Origin of the sequence: Streptococcus mitis B6, assembly GCF_000027165.1 — a bacterium.
In the GTDB taxonomy this organism is placed as follows: domain Bacteria; phylum Bacillota; class Bacilli; order Lactobacillales; family Streptococcaceae; genus Streptococcus; species Streptococcus mitis_AR.
In genome coordinates, this window is the sequence record NC_013853.1 from 1,962,717 (window position 1) to 1,983,350 (window position 20,634).

A 20,634-nucleotide genomic window follows, 5' to 3' on the forward strand; every position below is an offset into this window, starting at 1 on the left:
GCTAGAATTAAGTCTGAGACTTTTCGTGAGGAGGCACCTCATGACGAAAAAACAAAAACATCTCACTCTAGAAGACCGTATTGACATCCAAACTGGAATCAGCCAACAGGAGACTTTCCGTTCCATCGCTGAGAAGATGGGGAAAGACCCGTCAACGATTTCAAAGGAAATCAAGCGCAATCGCATCATGCATCCAACATCCGTCAAATCTGATTGCACGGATTGCCCTCTTCTCAAAAAAGCTCCTTATGTCTGTAACAACTGTCCAAAAAAGAGGACGGATTGTGGGTTTAACCGCTATCTTTACTACGCGAAAAAGGCACAGGAGCAGTACGAGACTATGTTGAGGGAATCCAGACAGGGCATTCCCCTAAACAAGGAAAGTTTTTATCAGATGGACAAGGTCTTAACCCAAGGCATCCAGAAGAAACAAAGCATCTACCATATCATTCAGACACATAACCTACCTGTGTCGAAAGCTACGGTGTATCGGCATGCCAAGCTGGGCTATCTGACAGCCAAGCCCATTGATTTCCCTCGGATGGTCACGTTCAAGGAACGCAGAAAATCCAGAAAAGTAGCTATTCCTAAAGAGCTGAAAATTGGGCGGACCTATCAAGATTTCCAAGAGTTACGAGAAACAGATGATTTCTTCAAATGGTTGGAAATGGACACGGTCATCGGCAGACCTGGTGGAAAGCTACTGCTCACCTTCAACGTTTCCTTCTGCAACTTCCTCTTCGCCCTGCTTTTGAACAACAAGACCGCTCTGGAGGTCGCCACTAAATTCGCAGCTTTGAAAGAAAGAGTCATGGACGGAGGGTGTGCGTTCCATCAGCTGTTCCCTGTCATTCTCACAGACAACGGATCTGAGTTCGCCTATGTGGAGGAGCTTGAGCGAGACATTGATGGGAAGTCTCACCTCTACTTCTGCGACCCTAGCCGTCCTGACCAGAAGGGGCGGATTGAGAAGAACCATACGGTTTTGCGAGCCATTCTTCCCAAGGGCACTTCCTTTGACCAGCTGACTCAGAAAGACGTCAATCTAGTCATTTCCCATGTCAATTCCTTGAAACGAGAAGAGTTTCAAGGAAAATCTGCTTACGACATCTTCACCTTCACCTTTGGCGAGGACATCGCTGCTCTTCTGGGTTGCCAATTTGTCAAACCAGAAGACACACACCTATCACCTGATTTATTGAAATAAAGGGAATTTTCCCCTCTAACTACACATCTTATCACCATCGAAAAGTCTCACACTAAACGCTAGCAACTGGAATTTACTCTAAGACGACTCTGTTTTAGGGCTATTTGTCGTGCACTTTTTTCTGAGTCTTTTCGCTTTTGAACCCTTATATATCAAGAAAAAGAAAACCAGTGGAAGTTAGTCTAAGACGGATTTCCACTGATTTCACGCGTTTTTCTCATACTAAAAGCTAGGTTGTGGGAAACTGGAAGTTAGTTTTAGAAGTTACCTTTTTTTACAATGAAACTGTTTTCCTATTTTTTCTTTCTAAAATTAGGGATTTTCTTCTATATTCTATATAAGTTGAGTTCTCTTGACATCAATTTTACCTTCTGATTGGTCCACTAGAATGTCCGCCTTTGACTCAGTTTCTTTATAGTATAGCAGATACTGCTCCCGTCTCATCTGATGGCTAGCCAATATAAAGGATGCATCGCGATTTCTCACAGTCGTATCTCGAGCTAGACGCCGCTTTAATTCGGTCTCCTCATCCGTGTAGAAACAAATGGTTTTGTCAAGGAGTTCTTTGGGTAAAAAGCCCACAGACATCCCTTCGACAATCAAAATCGGTTTTGCTCCAGACAAGACCTCACTAGCCTTCCAAGGTTCTTCAATTGTTAAGACATCCATACCCGCTTGTAAGGCGAGGATATCTCTTTGCAAACTCGCCAGTTCATGCGCCACTGGCAGACAGGCTGTCACCTTTTGATTTGGCGCGTCCTTGGGTACTACCAGATGGCGTCCTGAGGTGATATAAGGATCTGTTTCTAGCAAATTTACTGTAGTAGAATCTAAAGCTTGGTACAATTCCTGTGCAAAGGTTGATTTTCCTGAAGCCCCATGACCGTATATTCCCAGTGTCTTGACTTTTCCAGCTTCTATCTCTGAAACCAGTCCTTCTATTAAGTCTTTTTTCTTCATTCTCTCTTCACCTGTTCATAACTTTCTTTTCCGTCATTAAGCTTATCCCAAATCACTACTTGCCCACTTTTGAAAGATTTTTGCACATCGATGATGCGTTGATTGGAAGAACCTCGAAACTGGAGCATGAGATTTCTCTTAGTTCGGTCATATCTTCCATCAACAAGAATGTCAATCAGCGACAAGAGTTCCAATTTATCTGGAGTTTCCAACATCATTTCTTCCCATGTATAACCCGTCCAGGACCAGATATCTTTATCTGGCAATTCCTTCCGAATCCGCTTCACGAGGGGCAAGAGAATACCAGTATTGAGAAAAGGTTCCCCTCCCAGCAAGGTCAATCCTTGAACATAGGGCTGGGCAAGGTCTGCCATGATCTGTTCTTCTAATTCTGCTGTATAGGGAATGCCAGCATTAAAAGACCAAGTCGCAACATTATAACATCCCTCGCAGTGAAACATGCAACCTGATACATAGAGGGAATTCCGCACACCTTCTCCATCCACAAAGTTAAAAGCCTTGTAGTCAATGATACGCCCTTGACTGAGTTCCTCGCTTTTCCATTCTTGTGGTTTTGGATTATTCATTCGCTACCTCTATCCAATAACGCTCGACTCCATTACGAACATCCTCAAGAATTCCTCCATTTGCTAGAATGACTGCTCTGCTAGCAGGATTATTCACGCTACAGGTCACAAGAGTTCTCTTGATGTTCTTTTCCTTAGCAACTTGCAAGCCCTGACGTAGAGTTTCCTTAGCATAACTTTTGCCTCTTTCAGATGGACGAATGGAGTAGCCAATGTGACCAGCATAATTCAGTAAACCCTCATCCAGTCTCAATCGCAGATTCAAAAATCCTAGAGCACGACCTACATCATCAAATGATACAAATTGAATAGAAGGAACACGATTTTCAGGCAAGTTTATTCCCATCTCTTTTTGCATATTTGTTTCCAACCACTCTTCGTACACAAAGTTCTCTGTATCCCAGAAACCACCGTCGTGAGGCGACTGATATTTTTCAAACTCTGCCATCATCTCTAAAACTGTTTCTTTATCTGCTAATCTTGGTCTGCGTAATTCCATCCTTACCTCCCACTAAGAGAAAAGCGAGAGCTGACTCTCACTTTTATTTCTTCTTATTCTTATTTAAAAATTGTTCTTTGAGGTTGAGCAAGCGTTCTTTTTTACCAGCTCCACCTTTAGAGTGTTTCTCGTGATAACGGGTCACTTGTGCACGCCCCTTATCGTCTAATTGATATTTTCCCATTTCATTTCCTTCTAATTTGTTACTTGATGGCCAGCTATTTTAATCGTTGAGCCATTCATATGTTTGACACGCGCAGCGATTTCCTTGTGACGCCCATTGACCATCGGTCTCGCTTGAGGATTGCCTAGATAGCCACAAGTCCGTTTAACAACGTCTACTGTTTTAGAGTCGCTATTGCCACAGTTGGGACAAGCAAATCCTCTCTCGGTTGGTTCAAAATCCCCTTCAAAGTCACACTTGTAGCAACGGTCTATTGGTGTATTGGTCCCAAGATAGCCCACACGGTCATAGGCATAATCCCAGACAGCTTCTAAGGCCTTTGGATTTTGTTGAAGAACTGGATACTCACAATAATGGATGAAACCACCTGACGCACCTGCTTCTGGATAGACTTTCTCAAAGTCTAATTTTTCAAACGGTGTTGGATTTTTACGAACATCGTAGTGGAAAGAGTTAGTGTAGTATTCCTTATCTGTAATATCAGGAATAGAACCGAACTTGTCTGTATCTAGTCTACAGAAACGGTCTGTCAGACTTTCAGATGGTGTTGAGTAGATAGAGAAATGGTAGCCATATTGGTCTGACCACTCTTCTACACGGCGTTTCATATCACGAATGATATCCAGCGTGAATTCCTTGGCTTCTGGATTGTGTTCCCAGCTATTACCAAAGAAAACAGTTGCCACTTCGTACAAACCGATGTAACCCAGCGAAACGGTTGCCCGACGATTCTTAAAGAGCTGGTCAACACTTTCTTCTTTACCTAGACGATGGCCAAAAGCACCGTACTGATAAAGGATAGGAGCATTCGCTGGTGTCGCCTCTTTCGTGCGTTCGACACGGTAAACAAGAGCATCTTCAGCGATATTCATCCGCTCGTTGAAGATTTCCCAGAACTTATTCATGTCGCCCTCAGACTCAAGAGCAATACGAGGCAGGTTAACCGTCACAACACCCAGATTCATGCGACCCGAATTGACTTCTACACCATTTTCATCCTTCCATCCTTGAAGGAACGAACGGCAACCCATAGGAACTTTGAAAGAACCTGTCAAGTCAACAATCTTATCATAGGACAAAACATCTGGGTACATCCGTTTGGTTGCGCACTCTAGAGCCAACTGCTTGATGTCGTAGTTTGGAGTCCCTTCCTCTAAGTTAAGACCTCTTTTAAGCGTAAAGATGAGTTTTGGGAAGATAGCTGTGCGGTGTTCTGAACCAAGACCCTTTATCCGAATACTCAAAATAGCTTTTTGAATTTCACGTTCAAAACGACTGGTTCCCAGACCAAAACCTAGCGAAGTAAAGGGTGTTTGTCCATTTGAGGTGAAGAGAGTATTAATTTCATACTCAAGAGATTGCATGGCATCATAGATGTCTTTTTGGGTTTTCTTCCAAGCGTAATCTTCCCGCTTGTCAGGTAAAACCCACTCTTCTGCATCCTTGAGGTGTTTTTGGTAATTCTTCTCTGCATAAGGCGCCAAAACTTCATCGATACGGTCAGCTGAACAACCTCCGTACTGGCTAGAAGCAACGTTTGCGATGATTTGCGAAATCTGAGCTGTTGCAGTCTGAATAGACTTAGGACTTTCTACCTCTGCATTTCCAATCTTAAAACCATTTTCCAACATACCCTTGAAATCAATCAAACAGCAGTTGGTCATAGGTGTATAGGGACTGTAGTCCAAATCGTGATAGTGGATATCCCCCTTTTGGTGGGCATTGGCTACGTGCTTAGGAAGCATTTGCAGTCCGATTGATTTCCCAACAATGCCTGCTGTCAAATCACGCTGAGTGTTAAAGACATCACTGTCTTTATTGGCATTTTCATTGACAACTGCCTGGTCTTTGTTGAGTAGTTTATGGATACTAAAGTTAATATCTGTCGCTTTTGAGCGCTCAAAATCTCTCTGTGTCCGATAAGTAATATACTCCTCAGCCAGCGCATATTCTTTGGCTTCAAGGAGTTCATGTTCTACGATATTTTGGATTTCGTAAATCTTAACTCCCTGCGGAAAACGACTATGAATTTCTGTGACAATTCGCTCGGTCAGAGCATTGAGGCGTTTTTCGACCAAGGGTGTCACATCCATAACCTTGTCTGCCGCCTTGTGGAGAGCCTTGTCAATCTTGTCCACATCAAATACAACACGTCTCCCATCTCGTTTCTCGACGAAGAGAGTTGGCAAAATTGTAATTTTTTCTTCTAGTGCAATCATATGCATTCTCTTTTCTAAAATGTTCTTTCTAAAAAGTATTATACCACTCTAAAAAGAAAAATCAATATCTTGTGGTAAAAATCCTAAAAATTTTAAAAATACACAAGATATTGATTTAGTTATTTAATTTTATAGACTTTAAACTCTGAGTAATCCGTCTTTACTGGTTGGTAATTTTCTTTCAAAATTGTTTCCACTTCAGACCAGACTGGCACCTTATCATTCACCACAATCACCTTGGGTTGATTTTCTTTTAAGTCATTGAGTAGCTTATTCCGATTTTCCTCAGTTGCTGTATAGTGCAACGGGGATAAAATAGCCGATGGCGATAAGCGATCACTCTTACGATAAAGAGTTGCAGTATCATCCCATGCATAGATAGCATCTTCCGTACTTGTCTCCTCTTTCACCAAATCAGCAAGACGATCACGTTCTTGATAAGATACTGGATAAAGGACAAACCTCATCAAAAAAGGAACAGCCAAAAGATATAACAAAGTTAAAATCGGTAGGTAAAGATTTCCTTTGGTATAGCGATGCCAGAGACTAACAGGCTCTTCTCTGCGTCTTCTTCTAACGCTACGACCACTCTGTTGCCCCTTGATATTGGATACTAAAAGCAGAAGAAAGACAGGGAAAATGAGCATCAAACGGGATGCATGTAGAGGATCCTGTGTAAAGAAAATCACTACCAAACCTAAAATCAGGAATAGACTTGCAGGAACCGAAATGACGTATAGTTTAGAGGGTTTGGATTGAAAGAGACCTAAAAAGATACAAACCACAAATCCCAAACCAAGGGACAACAAGCCATAAAAAGCCATATTCTCTAAAATTTTAGAAGTAAAATCAAAGCGAATACTGTCAATAGGATAACGAATACCACTAATGGCATCCCCAAAACTTCCTGTTGCAACACTATAGTAGGCAGTGGGATAAAAGACCAGTGAAAAACCTAAAGCCACTGCAAGAAACTGATAAAATCCATGTGCAAAACGTCTATGCCCAAGGTTAAAGACCAACAAGCCTAAACTCACCACAGCAATAAACAGGAGCGATGCCAAGGGAGCAAAGAAAAATCCGCCTGCCAAAGCTAGCCCAATCCGTACAAATCCCTTATCATGACTTGGATTGCTTAGATAAGCCGCAACTAAACTAAAGGCCGCGAATAAGAAAGGAAGCGCTAAAAGAGTCGCATAGCCTCCACCAAAAGCAAGACCTGTAACCAGCATATAAAAAATAGTCACCACTTGTCCAGCCTGGTCTCCTTGCTCTGTCAAGGTGTCTGCCGATCGAAAGAGGAAAAATCCTCCTGCTACCAAGGCTAACCACTCAAAGATGGCAAAGAAAAATCCGCCCTGAGTCACGTAAGTCAGCAAATAATAAAGCAAACCTTGACTTCCATAATAGTCGCTGTAAATCTTCCCTGTCTGATGAAGCGCCCAACCTGCATAAAAATCCTGCACTTCCTGTGTACTCATTAAATCGAGTAATAGCGGTACTCCTAGAGTTATCCCCGTTACAAGCGTACTCCATAGTAAAATTTTCACCAAAGGAAGACGACTTGATTCACGATGATGCGATTCTTGTTCGATTTGGTATTCTAGAGGTTCACGATTCTCTTGATGAACTTCTTCTACTCTACCATACACACTCATATCGTTTCTCCTATTCAATTTATCTGTCTTAGTATATCAAAAAGTCCTAGGATTGTCAGCTTGCGATGGGTGTTTGAGTGATTTTTTACATAGTTTCACAAAGGTTTCAATTTCCCGAAATCGATGTAAATGTGTCTGTTTAAATGTTATGATATAATCCAATTCTTTCTGAGTCAGCATCGTTCCTCCTACATCTTCTTATTCGTAAAAGGCAAGAAAAATAGGACTGGTTTGTGTCCTCAGTCCTAGATTTCTTATAAGATAGGGGCGAATAACTGGGCGATTTCCTTAATCAATTTCTGATACCAGCTATTTTTTATCGTATGAGGAAAAATTTCTTGCGATACTGAAAAAATCTCTTGAAAATCTTTTTGAATCTCAGCGATGGATTCTGTTTTATATAGCAAGACTGCATTTTCATAGTGGTGAAGCAAACTTCTATAATCTAAGTTAATGGTCCCAACTGCAGCAAAGTCCTTATCCACTGAGATTTGTTTACTGTGGATGAAGCCTGGACTATACTCAAAAATCCTTACTCCTGCTGATAAAAGATCTGGATAGGCTCCTCTTGTGATGAGCTGGATTAATTTTTTATCCGGAATGAAAGGAGTCACAATGCGGACATCAACACCTCTCATGGCCGCGTTTTTAATACTCTCTGTTAAATCATAGTCAATAATCAAATAGGGTGTTGTGATATAGACTGAATCAGTGGCCTGATTAATCAAACTTTGATAGACTTTTTTCCCTACCTGGGTACGGAAGATGGGCTTGGGTCCACTACCGTAAGGAATGCAGAGCCCTTGACCAGAACAAGGCTGATTTTCCAAGTGATACTGGTCAAAATCGCTGATTTCCCCACGATTGATGTACCAAGTCATCAAAAAGAGACGGGTTAGAGCCTTGACACCAGGGCCATCTAAACGAATCCCACTGTCCTTCCAATAGCCGAAGCGTTCTACATGATTGATGTACTCATCGGCTAAGTTAATGCCTCCTGTATAGGCTACCTGACCATCTATGACAAGGATTTTACGATGGTCCCGATTGTTGTAAGCCACCGTCAAACGAGGAATCACCTTGTTAAACTTATGGGCTTCAATTCCTCGACTACGAAGCTGAATAGTGTAGTCTCCAGGTAAAGTCGCCATACAGCCGATATCATCATAGAGCATCTTGACCTCTACACCCTGAGCTGCCTTTTGCTCTAGTATATCTAGTATGCTATTCCACATCAGACCTTCTTCGACAATATAGTACTCTAGAAAGATAAATTTCTCAGCTTTCTTGAGGTCTTCCAACATATGTTGCCACATGCTTTCACCCGAAGAAAAGAATTGTGAATCTGTTCGATCATAGACATCGGCATTGCTATCCATACTTAGCAAAGATTTGATAACTCCGTAAGCCGCCTTATCCTCTTCCTTCAATTTCTGGCGGAGAGCTTGACTGTTATCCTCCCGAAAATGCATAGAACCAAGTCTATCCAACTGCTTGATTTCTTTTTTGGACAATCGCCTTTCACCAAACATCAGATAGAGCAAGGGGCCGATGACAGGGACAAAAGTTACCACTAACCACATTACTTTACTTTCAGGCGCCATAGAGCGATTGACAATTGCGACAATAGTCGCCATACTCATAAAAATTAAGACAATTACCCATAGAATAGGGGCCATACGCCCTAAATAGAGAAAGAGACCAAAAACCAGACAAAGTTCAAGTAGCATAATCGAAAGACTAAAGCCATACTTGGACATCAATAATTGAAATTTTCTATATTTCATATCCCCTCCTTGATATTTTGAATGCTAAAAACAAGTAATTGATACTAGTATAACTCAGGTATTCGACAGAAGGCAAGTATTTATGATTATTTTCTAAGCAAAAGTAAAAAGGCTGAAAAATCCAGCCCTTCCTACTTGCATAGTCTTATTTAGTTAAAACGATTTGGTCCGATGGGTCTCTATCCATATCGTCTACGACGATTTGATTACCGTTTAAAGTGTAAATTTTGACATCATCACCAATAATCATGCGTTGATTTGCTGCATCAAATGTAACCTGTTTGACTTTCTGATCCCCGTCAGATTCGAGCTCAGTCCATGTACCAGTCGTTCCAGTGACCACTAAAGTGATACGGTCTCCGTCATCTTGACCTGTATAAGTCCCATCAATATCAGTCGGTTGAGCAACAGGTGCATTTTGTGAAGAACTTGTTGCTACCTGGTTTGTATTTTCTGTAGACGATGAAGCAGCAGGTTGTGATTGCTGAGTTTGTTGTGTTTGCGCTTGAGCTGCTGGTTGTTGAACCTGTTGAGTTCTTTGTGAACAAGCTACTAAGAGACTAAGACTTGCTAGAGAAGCAAGAGAAAGTTGAATCTTTTTAATTTTCATGATGGATTTCCTTTCTGCTACCAATTTAGAGAAATTTTCTCTAACCAGCAATTCCCCTAGTATAACAAGTTAAAAAAAGGTGGTCAATTTATCTGCTCACGTTCCAGTATGTGGTTCCGTACTTCTGAGATAAAATAGAGAGACCCTGTAATGAACAACAAACCCTGGGCATCTGCTCTTTCTTCAAAATCGCTAATAAATTCTCGGTAAGAGGGAATTACATGGTAACCTGTTACATCTGTCTCGTCCAGAGAACCTTGATAGTCAAAACCAGTCACCTTGAGTTCCACCTGAGGCAAATTCTCAGTCAGATAACCTAACATCCCTTGATAATCCTTCCGTTTCAAAGCTCCAAAGAGGATTTGAAGACGATAGCCTTCCCGCTCTTTTTCTTTGACAAACTCAACCAAGCGAGTCAAGGCAGGGAGGTTATGGGCACCGTCCAAGTAAATCTGCGGACGAATACGCTCCAAACGCCCAGCCCAATGGGTCTTCTCCAAAGCCTGTCTTACAACCTGCTCATCAACAGCTTCCTTTCCTTCTCTCATAAAGAGAAGAAACGTTTGTAGCGCCAAGGCCGCATTTTCCTGCTGATAAGCTCCTTCTAAGCCTATGTTCAGCTGTGAAAGGTTGGCCAAAGAGCTTGAAAAATCCCCATTCAACATTGAAAAATCCTTACCTGCCTGATAAAGGTCAACAGCTAAAGAGTCTGCTTTTTTCTGACAGACAAGTCTAGCTTCTGGAGGCAATTTCGCAATCACTGCCTTTTTACCAGCCTTGAAAATACCAGCTTTCTGCTCTGCAATTGCTGCTATACTGTCACCCAGAGTCTCCTGATGGTCAAGTCCGATGGAGGTGATGACGGCAATCTCTCCAGTTACCACATTGGTCGTGTCAAGTAAGCCACCAATTCCCACTTCTAGTAAAACCAAGTCCACCTCTTGCTCCCTAAAGTAGAGGAAAGCAATCAAAGTCAGCAATTCAAAAAAGGACAACTGATCATGGGTTTGCAGAAGCGTTTTTTCCATCTCCTTGACCTGCTCAACCAAACGGATGAAGTCTGCGTCTGCTATAGGTTGTCCATTAATGCAGATTCGGTCATTGATGGATACGATATGAGGAGAGGTAAAGGTCGCGACTTTTTTACCATGCCCCATAAATAACTCCCTCATAAAAGCAATGGTAGATCCTTTCCCATTAGTCCCTGTTACGTGGATAATAGGATAAGATTTCTCGGGATTCCCCAACAAATCCACCGCTTGTTGCATTCGGTCCAAACCTGATCGAAAATTCAAACCAATCCGACTATGGAGCCATTCTTCTACTTCAAACATACACATCTCCTTGACAAATGTCTAATCAATTATCTAGCAAAATTCCGTAGATAACAAAAAATGAGGTCAGGATTTTCGTCCCGACCTCTTACCTGGTTAGCTAATAACTAGCTACTATGAATATTCACTTGGGCTAAAAACATCCACTGGATGTTCCAACTCTTCCCAATTTCTAGGAGTTGGGGTGATACAGTCTCCCAGACTACCTGCGTTTCTAATTTCTAGCGCAGGGCTAAAAACGTCCCCCGGACGTTCCAACTCTTCCCAATTTCTGGGAGTTGGGCTGATACAGTCTCCCAGACTTACTTACGGTCTTTATTTTTAGCGTAAGGGTAAAAATGTTCACTGAACATTTTTACTCCTCCATAAAACTATTGAAAACTTCTTCAATCATGTTCCATTCGTCTTCTGAGTCTTCTGGGATTGGTTGCAATTCGCCTTCTGTTCCATCTTCGTTTTCGATGAATGAGTAAGCTTGAATTTCAACTTGTCCGTCTTCGTCTTCTTCTGCATTAACTGGTACTAGAAGAACATAGTTTTTACCAAATTCTTCTTTTCCGTCAATCGTCAAAAGGATTTCAAACAAGGTTTCATTTCCTTGCTCATCTACTAGTGTGATTAGTTCACGTTCTTCGTGGTCGTGGTTATGATCGTGTGACATAGCCTCTCCTTTATATTAAAATTTTCTATCTAAATAATTTTGTAAAATCAGCTGAGCTGCTAACTTATCAATGACTTTCTTGCGCTTGTTACGGCTGATATCTGCTTGTTCAATCAACATGCGCTCAGCAGCCACTGTTGTCAAGCGTTCATCCTGATAGTCTACTGGTAAACTAAAAAGCTCTTCTAACTTTGCTCCGTAGGCTTGACTAGCTTCCACGCGCGGTCCGCTTGTATTGTTCATGTTTTTAGGCAAGCCCACTACAAATCGTTCCACCTTGTAAGTATCAACCAACTCCTTAACGCGGTCAAAACCAAATTGGCCTTGCTCCTCATTGATTTGGATGATTTCAAGTCCTTGAGCTGTAAAACCGAGCGGATCGCTAATAGCCACCCCTACCGTTTTTGAACCGACGTCCAATCCCATAATTCTCATAGGTTACAGATCGACTCCTTGTCCTTTAAGGTAGTAGCGGACCAATTCCTCAACGATTTCATCACGCTCATACTTACGGATTTGATTTCGTGCATTATTATAACGAGGAACGTAGGCAGGGTCTCCACTCAATACGTAACCTACGATTTGGTTAATTGGGTTGTAGCCCTTATCGTTCAACGAAGCATAGACATCAGTCAAAGTTTCGCTAATTTCTTTTTTATTGGAATCGTCCAATTTAAAACGTACTGTTTCTTCAGTAAATCCCATTCTAACACCCTCTTTCCTTAGAATAGTACCATTATAGCATAATTCCTTACCTTCTACAATTCAGGCAGTCTATTTATTTGGATTTTCTATTGTTCTGTCGCACCATTTGCCAATCTGTCTGAAATATATTTGCTTGGTTCATTCTTCAAAAGATTTTCCAAGCCAATGTTCTTCAAATATTCTAACTGAGAAGCCTTCTTGACATCCAAAACTTGAAAATCAAAACTAGTCGTTGTTTGAAGTTCTGTTGCGCTTAATAGTTTTGTTTCAAGCTTAAATCCTGCTAATTTGCGAGCTTCTATGATAGACTCATCCTTCTCCTCCGCCTCAAGGAGAGCTTTTTGAGTTTCCTCCACTCCATGTTGGTCGATATAAGTTTTCAACTCATCAGAAACTGGACGTTTTTGTTGAATCGTTAAGCTCAAAAAAGTCTTGTCCTTGTATGTAATGGTTTGTGTCTGCTGGCTACCATCATCTGACTTGGGCAAGACCAAAGTCTTGGTTACAACTGTATTCTTCTCAGCATTTTCAATAACTGGCAATGCCGACTGAAGCGTATCTTTTTCTGTTTTTGTAGCTGGCCCAGTTTCTTTTTTCTGTCCGCAACCAACCAGGAAAAAAAGGAAAGCTAGACTAACAAGAACTATTTTTTTCATTTCTTTCTTCTTTCTTTTTGAAATTAAAATAGAATAAGACTGGGAATTGCTCCCAGCCTTGATGTTTATAGAGCTGCACGCAAACGTGCTTCTGCATTTTCTACATTACGGACAGAGCGTGGTAGGAAGGCACGAATATCGTCTTCCTTATAGCCAACTTGCAGGCGTTTTTCATCTACAAGGATTGGGCTCTTTAAAATTCTCGGTGTTTCCATAATCAGATTGAGGACTTCGTTGACACTCAAATCTTCAATATCCACTCCAAGGGCTTTGGCATAGCGATTTTTAGACGAAACGATGCTGGCTATTCCGTTATCTGTTTTGGTTAGAATATCCAGTAATTCTTCTCTCGTAATTCCTTCTTTACCAAGGTTTTGTTCTTTATAACTTAACTGGTGGGCATTGAGCCAGGTTTTTGCTTTTTTACAGCTAGTACAACTTGAGACTGTATAAATTTTAATCATGTACCTACCCCTTTCGCTACATGTTACTATCAGTTTAGTCTATTATACCATAAAAAACATCCGACTTGCGACCTATTTTTAAATTTTTTTGACTTTTTTCGTCATTTTCGTACTTTTTTCTTGACAAAATGAAATTTACAGCCATTCTTGATATTTCTTGATATAAATTTTTTTCACAATTGTCACGCTAATCATATACAAAATAATGATGAAAAGTAAAAAGATGAAATAAATCGGTTTTAAAGGAGTTAGATGGAGAAGGCTAGATAGTGGACTGTAGGGAAGGAAGGTCACAAAGGCTGCAGCCAATAAAGTTGTCACAAGGACTAGCCAAGCTGGACGACTTTGTAAAAAGGGAATTTTGGCTGAACGCAACATATGAATAACCATGGTCTGTGACCACATGGACTCGATAAACCAACCTGTCTGAAACAAGACAATAAATCCTACGGCAGACTCTGATCCATGGACATAGGTTTGACCTGTTGTCATGGGTACAATGATAAAATAAAGCAAAATGAAGGTCAAAATATCAAAGGCAGAAGAGATAGGCCCCATCCAAACCATGAAACGTGTGATAGACTTGGCTTCCCAAGTATGCGGATTTCTCAAAAAATCTTTGTCCACCTTGTCAAAAGGCAAGGCAATACAAGACAAATCATAGACTAGATTTAGGATAATCAAATGGACTGGTGCCATTGGTAAAAATGGCAAAAAGATTCCAGAGACCAATAGGGATAAGATATTTCCAAAATTAGAACTCACTGTCATTTTGATATATTTAGTCATGTTGGCATAGACCTTACGACCTTCAACAAGTCCTTTTTCCAGCACCATGAGATCCTTATCAAGTAGGATAACATCAGCTGTTTCTTTGGCAATATCTACTGCTGTATCAACAGAAAGCCCCACATCTGCAACTTTCATAGAAGGAGCGTCATTGATTCCATCCCCCATATAGCCTACAGCATGACCATTAGCCTTAAATTGCAAAATAATCCTTGCTTTTTGGTCAGGAGAAAGTTTGGCAAAGACTGTTACCTCCTCCACGGCTTGAGCCAATTCTTGATCACTCATTTGATCAATTTCGGACCCCAACAGCATCTGATTGATATCCAAACCAACCTTTTCACAAACTGCTTGGGTAACTTTTTCGTTGTCTCCCGTCAAAATTTTTGTTTGAACTCCATGTTCTAACAGAGCCTTAATTGCTGGTGCAGCAGATGGTTTTGGTGGATCTAGAAAGGCTAAATAACCAGTTAGAATCATGTCCCCTTCGTCATCAACTGTATAGGCATGACCTTCCCTCAAACCTGACTTATAGGCCACTCCCAAGACACGCAAACCTTGTTGATTTAGTTGTCTGACTTCTGCTAAAATTTCTTCTCTAATAACATCTGTCAAGGGAGTAATCACTCCTTGGTATTCCGCATAACTGGAAATCGTCAGCATTTCCTCTAGGGCACCCTTGGTTACCAAACTAACAACTTCGTGTTCATCCTTAACGATAACACTCATACGTCTACGTTCAAAATCAAAGGGAAGCTCATCTATTTTTTGAAAAGTTTGAGCCAGATTTTGCAAGAGGGCGTGTTCTTTGGCTTCCTTTTCAGTCCGTTTGATGATGGCTCTGTCCATCAAATTTTTCAAGCCCGTTTGAAAATAAGAATTGAGATAAGCTCGTCTCAAGACGGTCAAATCCAAGCGTCCGTGGATATCCAAGGGATATTCAAGGACAATTTCGTCTTGGGTGAGGGTTCCGGTTTTATCCGTACACAAGATATCAATCGCCCCTAAGTCCTGTATGGCATTGAGTTTCTTGATAACCACTTTTTCCTTGGCCATGATAATAGAACCCTTTGCTAGGCTAGCCGTGATAATCATAGGAAGCATCTCAGGTGTCAATCCAACACCGACACTCAAAGCAAATACACCTGCTTCTAACCAATCACCATCTGTTAAACCATTGGACAAGAAAACGATGGGAACCATAACCAACATCAAGCGAATCAAGAGCCAAGAAATACTATTCATCTCCCGTTCAAACGAAGTGGGCTCATCATAGGTGTTTAGAGTCTGCTCAATGGCTCCCATCATGGTATCATCACCAACTGCTAAAACCACGGCCTTGGCACTACCAGACAAGACATTGGTTCCCATAAAGGCGAGCGCTTCTGCTTCTAGCAGACTATCAGATTGTTGAACTGTTGCCTTGGTCAAGGCCAATTTTTCAACCGATTCACTTTCACCTGTCAAGCCCGACTGTTGTACAAAGAAATCGCGCGACTCAAATAAAAGAAGATCTGCTGGAATCATGTCTCCAGCGCTTAATTTAACCACGTCACCCACTACCAAATCATCGATAGGTACTTCTTGAATTTCTCCTTGACGAATGACAGTCGCTGTGTTGACAATCATTTTTGATAGATTTGTCGCAGCCTTATCACTACGGAGTTCTTGAACAAAGCGTATGCCACCAGAAATGAGGACTAGGACAACGATGATAATGGAAGTTGTCGGATCTTCTTGACCTGGTTTTGCCAACCAGACATTGGTCACCAAGGAAATCACGGCGATGACCAGTAAGATGATCGTAAAAGGATTGATAATGGATTCGTAAATCTTTTTGAGGATACTGTCTTCTTGACCCTTTGTGATGGTATTTTCGCCATATAGGTCACGATTTTTCTCCACCTGCTCCTCAGTCAGGCCTGTTAGACTTGTCTTATAAAAAGATAGAGTTTCGTTTAAAGATGTATGAATAGCTGTTGCTAATCTTTCTTTTGTAGTTTTCATTGGTTTCTCCTATCTGTATGAATGATGTGTTTCATACACAGAGACCAATCACTTTATAAGGACAGAACGACACAAATCAGCGATTGGCTGTGTATGTGCGGTTCCGGATGATCGTCAATTTGCATCGTTTATCTCCTTTCTTTGATTTAAACAGTAGAAAATCCCACCATAAAATGGCAGGATTAAAAAACTAATTATCTGTTTTTCGTTCAAGCTTTAACTCCATAGGGCAATGTAATGAGCTTAGTCTTGGCCTTCGCGACCAGGACTGTTGACCAACGAGTAGTGTCTCCACTGCTTTGCGGTAGTCATCCGTATCCCTATGGTAGCCTCACCTACCGTTTTCGTCTTTCAGTATAAACCTTTAAAATTTAAAAGTCAATCATTTGAGTTGTTTAACTCTTAAATAACTATCAACTCTTTTGGAGCAAGGGTCAATAATTCACAACCTGTCTCTGTAATCAGGATATCATCCTCGATACGAACGCCATATTTGCCTTCGATATAGATACCTGGCTCATCTGTCAATGCCATACCTGCCTTAATAGTTTCTGTAGAAGTCTGGCTAAAGTATGGTTCCTCATGGATATCCAGTCCAATACCGTGTCCAATACCGTGGGTAAAGTAGTCGCCATAGCCTGCCTCGATGATAATATCACGAGGGATTTTGTCAAAGTCACGGAAACCTAAGCCAGCCTTAGCCTGGTCAATCAAGGCTTGATTGGCTTTGAGAACCGTATTGTAAATCTCTGCCTGCTCGTCGCTAACATGTCCTAGATAGATAGTCCGTGTCATATCACTGACATAGTGGTCATAGAGGCAGCCGAAATCCATGGTAATAGCTTCTCCTAGCTCCACTGGTTTGTGCATAGGATGGGCATGGGGTTTGGAAGAGTTGATACCGCTAGCTAGAATTGTGTCAAAAGACAAGCCAGATGCTCCCAACTCACGCATGCGGAAGTCAAGGAAGTTGGCAATCTCAATTTCAGTCTTTCCTGGTTTGATAAAGTCAAGCGCATCGCGAAAAGCTTGGTCTGAGATAGAACAAGCCTTGCGAATCGCTGCAATCTCTGCCTCATCCTTAATCATTCGAAGACCTTCAACAAACTGAGTTTGTGGAAGCAAGTCCAAACCTGCAAAAGCTGCCTGCATACGATGATAATAAGATACTGAAATCTCATCCTCAAAACCGATTCTAGACAAGCCCATGTCCTTAACAATGCCTGCAATGACAGCCAATTCATCACGGTCAGCCACAATCTCAAAGCCACTGGTTTCTTGCTTGGCTGCAATGATATAGCGAGAGTCTGTCACCAAGACCTGACGATCACGGCTGATAAAGACTGTTCCGTTTGAGCCCCAAAAACCAGTCAAATAATAGACGTTTTTAAGGTTATTGATGATGATGCCATCTAGTTCTTTTTCTTGCATTTTATCTAGAAATGCTTGTACGCGTTTATTCATGATGTAACTTTCCTTTCAAATAATGTCCTGTGTAGCTGGCTTCGTTGGCCGCTACTTCTTCTGGAGTTCCTGTTGCGATGATGGTTCCACCACCGACACCGCCCTCAGGTCCCAAATCGATAATATGGTCTGCCGTCTTAATGACATCCAGATTGTGCTCAATGACAAGAACTGTATTGCCATCGTCAACAAAGCGAGCTAAAACCTTGAGCAAGCGAGCAATATCCTCAGTATGAAGCCCTGTCGTCGGCTCATCCAGAATGTAGAAAGATTTTCCTGTTGAGCGTTTGTGGAGTTCGCTAGCTAGTTTCATACGTTGGGCTTCTCCCCCAGAAAGGGTGGTAGCTGGCTGTCCCAAGGTCACATATCCTAGCCCTACATCCTTGATAGTCTGGAGTTTGCGTTGAATCTTTGGAATGTGTTGGAAGAATTCTACCGCATCGTTGACGGTCATATCCAAGATCTGCGAGATATTTTTTTCCTTGTAATGAACTTCTAGAGTCTCACTGTTGTAGCGGGTTCCATGGCAGACTTCACAAGCCACATAAACATCTGGCAAGAAGTGCATCTCAATCTTGATAATCCCGTCACCTGAGCAGGCTTCACAACGACCACCCTTGACATTGAAACTGAAACGACCCTTCTTGTAGCCTCGAATCTTGGCTTCATTAGTCTGAGCAAAAAGGTCACGTATATCGTCAAAAACTCCTGTATAGGTAGCAGGGTTGGACCTCGGCGTTCGTCCGATAGGACTTTGGTCAATGTCAATCAAGCGGTCTACATGCTCAATCCCTGTGATGGTCTTGAATTTACCAGGCTTGTCTGAATTACGGTTGAGCTTCTGGGCAATAGCTTTTTTGAGGATACCGTTGATTAGGGTCGATTTCCCTGAACCAGATACTCCTGTCACTGCGATGAATTTTCCTAGTGGGAATCGAGCAGTAATATTTTGCAAGTTATTCTCACGCGCACCTATCACTTCGATAAAACGACCATTACCAACACGGCGCTCTGTTGGTACTGGAATGGCACGTTTCCCTGACAAGTACTGACCTGTGATAGACTTACTGTTACGAGCTACCTGTTTAGGCGTACCTGCCGCAACAATTTCCCCACCAAAAACACCGGCACCGGGACCAACGTCAATCAGATAATCCGCCTCACGCATGGTATCTTCATCATGTTCCACTACTATGAGAGTATTACCCAAATCACGCATCTTTTTGAGACTGGCAATCAAACGATCATTGTCCCTCTGGTGGAGACCGATTGACGGCTCGTCTAGTATATAAAGGACACCTGATAGGTTAGAACCAATCTGGGTTGCCAAGCGAATACGCTGACTTTCCCCACCTGAAAGGGTTCCTGCTGAACGAGACAGAGTCAGATAGTTAAGACCCACGTTATTAAGGAAGGTCAAACGATCCTTGATTTCCTTGAGAATGGGACGAGCGATGATGGCTTCATTTTCAGAAAGAGTCAACTGACTGACTAATTCCAAGTGGTCTGCGATAGACAGGTCTGAAATTTCTCCGATATGTGGCCCTTGCTCTCCACCCACACGGACAGACAAGGCCTGGTCATTGAGACGATATCCGTGACAAGTTCCGCAGGTCAATTCATTCATATAGAGGCGCATTTGAGTGCGTGTGTAATCACTATTAGTTTCATGATAGCGACGCTTGATATTAGTGACAACTCCCTCAAAAGGAATATCGATATCGCGCACGCCACCAAATTCATTCTCATAGTGGAAATGGAATTCCTTACCATCTGATCCATAGAGAATCAAGTTCTTATCTTCTTCTGACAAGTCCTCAAAAGGCTTATCCATATCCACTCCAAAAGCTGTCATAGCCTGCTCTAGCATGTTTGGATAGTAGTTGGATGAGATAGGATTCCAAGGTGCTAGCGCTCCCTCACGTAAGGTCTTGCTGGCGTCTGGCACTACCAAATCAGTATCCACCTCCAACTTGATGCCCAAACCGTCACACTCACTACAAGAACCAAAAGGAGCATTGAATGAGAAGAGACGTGGCTCTAACTCTGGAACAGTAAAGCCACAAACTGGACAGGCATAATGCTCAGAAAAGAGTAACTCAGAATTGTCCATAGTGTCGATAATGACATAACCTTCTGCAATACGAAGGGCAGCCTCAATAGAATCAAAGAGACGACTACGGATACCCTCCTTGATAACAATACGGTCAACCACGACATCAATATTGTGTTGCTTGCTCTTAGACAACTCTGGCACTTCGGTCACATCATATACTTCCCCATCCACACGGACACGGACATACCCATCTTTCTGAACCTTCTCGACAACACTCTTATGTTGGCCTTTTTTCTTGCGGATGACAGGGGCCAAGATTTGCAGGCGCTGGCGTTCTGGCAATTCCAAGACCTTATCCACGATTTGCTCTACAGAAGAAGCCTTGATAGCCCCGTGCCCGTTGATACAGTAAGGCGTCCCCACACGCGCGTAGAGGAGACGCAGATAGTCATTGATTTCAGTCGTTGTTCCAACCGTCGAGCGAGGGTTTTTGCTAGTCGTTTTCTGGTCGATAGAAATAGCTGGACTGAGGCCATCAATGGCATCTACATCTGGCTTCTCCATATTCCCCAAGAATTGACGAGCATAGGCTGACAAACTCTCTACATAGCGACGTTGTCCCTCAGCATAGAGGGTGTCAAAGGCCAGACTGGATTTCCCTGAACCTGACAAGCCGGTTACAACAACCAACTTGTCTCGTGGAATCTCCACATCAATATTTTTTAAATTATGGGCACGCGCCCCATGAATGACAATTTTATCTTGCATCTTTGTTCTTTCTAGTCCA

At 42.1% G+C, this 20,634-nt stretch carries 18 protein-coding genes and 1 riboswitch; of the genes, 1 reads left to right on the forward strand and 17 read right to left on the reverse strand.

What is annotated here, in order from left to right:
* Positions 1 to 40 precede the first annotated feature (40 nt).
* Positions 41 to 1,207: an IS30-like element ISSmi1 family transposase gene (locus SMI_RS09650; RefSeq protein ID WP_000163009.1), complete on the forward strand. Its 1,167-nt coding sequence runs from the start codon at positions 41 to 43 to the stop codon at positions 1,205 to 1,207.
* Positions 1,208 to 1,540: 333 nt separating this feature from the next.
* Here SMI_RS09650 and SMI_RS09655 read toward each other — a convergent pair whose 3' ends face one another.
* The 17 genes from SMI_RS09655 to uvrA form a co-directional block, all read right to left on the reverse strand.
* Positions 1,541 to 2,167, reverse strand: a complete 627-nt coding sequence (locus SMI_RS09655) for a uridine kinase family protein (protein WP_000725966.1) — start codon at positions 2,165 to 2,167, stop codon at positions 1,541 to 1,543.
* Complete coding sequence (gene nrdG, locus SMI_RS09660; protein ID WP_001064215.1) at positions 2,164 to 2,754, reverse strand: anaerobic ribonucleoside-triphosphate reductase activating protein; 591 nt, start codon at positions 2,752 to 2,754, stop codon at positions 2,164 to 2,166. Before nrdG ends, SMI_RS09655 begins: the two co-directional genes overlap by 4 nt.
* Positions 2,747 to 3,253 (reverse strand): GNAT family N-acetyltransferase, encoded by a 507-nt coding sequence (locus tag SMI_RS09665; RefSeq protein ID WP_000423404.1) that lies wholly within the window; start codon positions 3,251 to 3,253, stop codon positions 2,747 to 2,749. The genes nrdG and SMI_RS09665 overlap by 8 nt, the downstream gene beginning before the upstream one ends.
* Before the next feature lie 43 nt (positions 3,254 to 3,296).
* The gene (locus SMI_RS10590) at positions 3,297 to 3,437 is read right to left on the reverse strand and encodes a hypothetical protein (protein ID WP_000521615.1); all 141 of its coding nucleotides are present in this window, start codon (positions 3,435 to 3,437) and stop codon (positions 3,297 to 3,299) included.
* Positions 3,438 to 3,448: 11 nt separating this feature from the next.
* Positions 3,449 to 5,656 carry an anaerobic ribonucleoside-triphosphate reductase gene (gene nrdD, locus SMI_RS09670; RefSeq protein WP_000560895.1) on the reverse strand — a complete coding sequence of 736 codons (2,208 nt, stop codon included), beginning with the start codon at positions 5,654 to 5,656 and terminating at the stop codon, positions 3,449 to 3,451.
* Between the two features lie 119 nt (positions 5,657 to 5,775).
* Positions 5,776 to 7,314: a damage-inducible protein CinA gene (locus SMI_RS09675; RefSeq protein ID WP_000118112.1), complete on the reverse strand. Its 1,539-nt coding sequence runs from the start codon at positions 7,312 to 7,314 to the stop codon at positions 5,776 to 5,778.
* A 254-nt stretch (positions 7,315 to 7,568) separates the two neighbouring features.
* On the reverse strand, positions 7,569 to 9,101 hold the full coding sequence (gene cls / locus SMI_RS09680) for a cardiolipin synthase (RefSeq protein ID WP_000877345.1): 1,533 nt from the start codon (positions 9,099 to 9,101) through the stop codon (positions 7,569 to 7,571).
* A gap of 145 nt (positions 9,102 to 9,246) precedes the next feature.
* Entirely contained in the window at positions 9,247 to 9,711 is a 465-nt protein-coding gene (locus tag SMI_RS09685; protein WP_000694264.1) for an SP_0198 family lipoprotein, read from the reverse strand.
* A gap of 83 nt (positions 9,712 to 9,794) precedes the next feature.
* A complete protein-coding gene (locus SMI_RS09690) occupies positions 9,795 to 11,045 on the reverse strand; it encodes a bifunctional folylpolyglutamate synthase/dihydrofolate synthase (protein ID WP_000464297.1) in 1,251 nt (416 codons plus the stop codon).
* 355 nt (positions 11,046 to 11,400) lie between these two features.
* The gene (locus SMI_RS09695; RefSeq protein ID WP_000017620.1) at positions 11,401 to 11,706 is read right to left on the reverse strand and encodes a DUF1292 domain-containing protein; all 306 of its coding nucleotides are present in this window, start codon (positions 11,704 to 11,706) and stop codon (positions 11,401 to 11,403) included.
* A 15-nt stretch (positions 11,707 to 11,721) separates the two neighbouring features.
* Positions 11,722 to 12,141: a Holliday junction resolvase RuvX gene (ruvX, locus tag SMI_RS09700; protein ID WP_012972608.1), complete on the reverse strand. Its 420-nt coding sequence runs from the start codon at positions 12,139 to 12,141 to the stop codon at positions 11,722 to 11,724.
* Between the two features lie 3 nt (positions 12,142 to 12,144).
* Positions 12,145 to 12,411 carry an IreB family regulatory phosphoprotein gene (locus tag SMI_RS09705; RefSeq protein WP_000507059.1) on the reverse strand — a complete coding sequence of 89 codons (267 nt, stop codon included), beginning with the start codon at positions 12,409 to 12,411 and terminating at the stop codon, positions 12,145 to 12,147.
* Between the two features lie 86 nt (positions 12,412 to 12,497).
* Positions 12,498 to 13,067 carry an SP0191 family lipoprotein gene (locus tag SMI_RS09710; RefSeq protein ID WP_000725123.1) on the reverse strand — a complete coding sequence of 190 codons (570 nt, stop codon included), beginning with the start codon at positions 13,065 to 13,067 and terminating at the stop codon, positions 12,498 to 12,500.
* Between the two features lie 65 nt (positions 13,068 to 13,132).
* The gene (spx, locus tag SMI_RS09715; RefSeq protein ID WP_000591165.1) at positions 13,133 to 13,531 is read right to left on the reverse strand and encodes a transcriptional regulator Spx; all 399 of its coding nucleotides are present in this window, start codon (positions 13,529 to 13,531) and stop codon (positions 13,133 to 13,135) included.
* Positions 13,532 to 13,666: 135 nt separating this feature from the next.
* The gene (gene mgtA, locus SMI_RS09720) at positions 13,667 to 16,327 is read right to left on the reverse strand and encodes a magnesium-translocating P-type ATPase (RefSeq protein ID WP_000858856.1); all 2,661 of its coding nucleotides are present in this window, start codon (positions 16,325 to 16,327) and stop codon (positions 13,667 to 13,669) included.
* 194 nt (positions 16,328 to 16,521) lie between these two features.
* A riboswitch (M-box (ykoK) riboswitch) is annotated at positions 16,522 to 16,672 on the reverse strand.
* A 57-nt stretch (positions 16,673 to 16,729) separates the two neighbouring features.
* Positions 16,730 to 17,791 (reverse strand): M24 family metallopeptidase, encoded by a 1,062-nt coding sequence (locus SMI_RS09725; RefSeq protein WP_001042889.1) that lies wholly within the window; start codon positions 17,789 to 17,791, stop codon positions 16,730 to 16,732.
* Positions 17,784 to 20,615 (reverse strand): excinuclease ABC subunit UvrA, encoded by a 2,832-nt coding sequence (uvrA, locus tag SMI_RS09730; protein WP_001152883.1) that lies wholly within the window; start codon positions 20,613 to 20,615, stop codon positions 17,784 to 17,786. The genes SMI_RS09725 and uvrA overlap by 8 nt, the downstream gene beginning before the upstream one ends.
* Between the last annotated feature and the right edge of the window lie 19 nt (positions 20,616 to 20,634).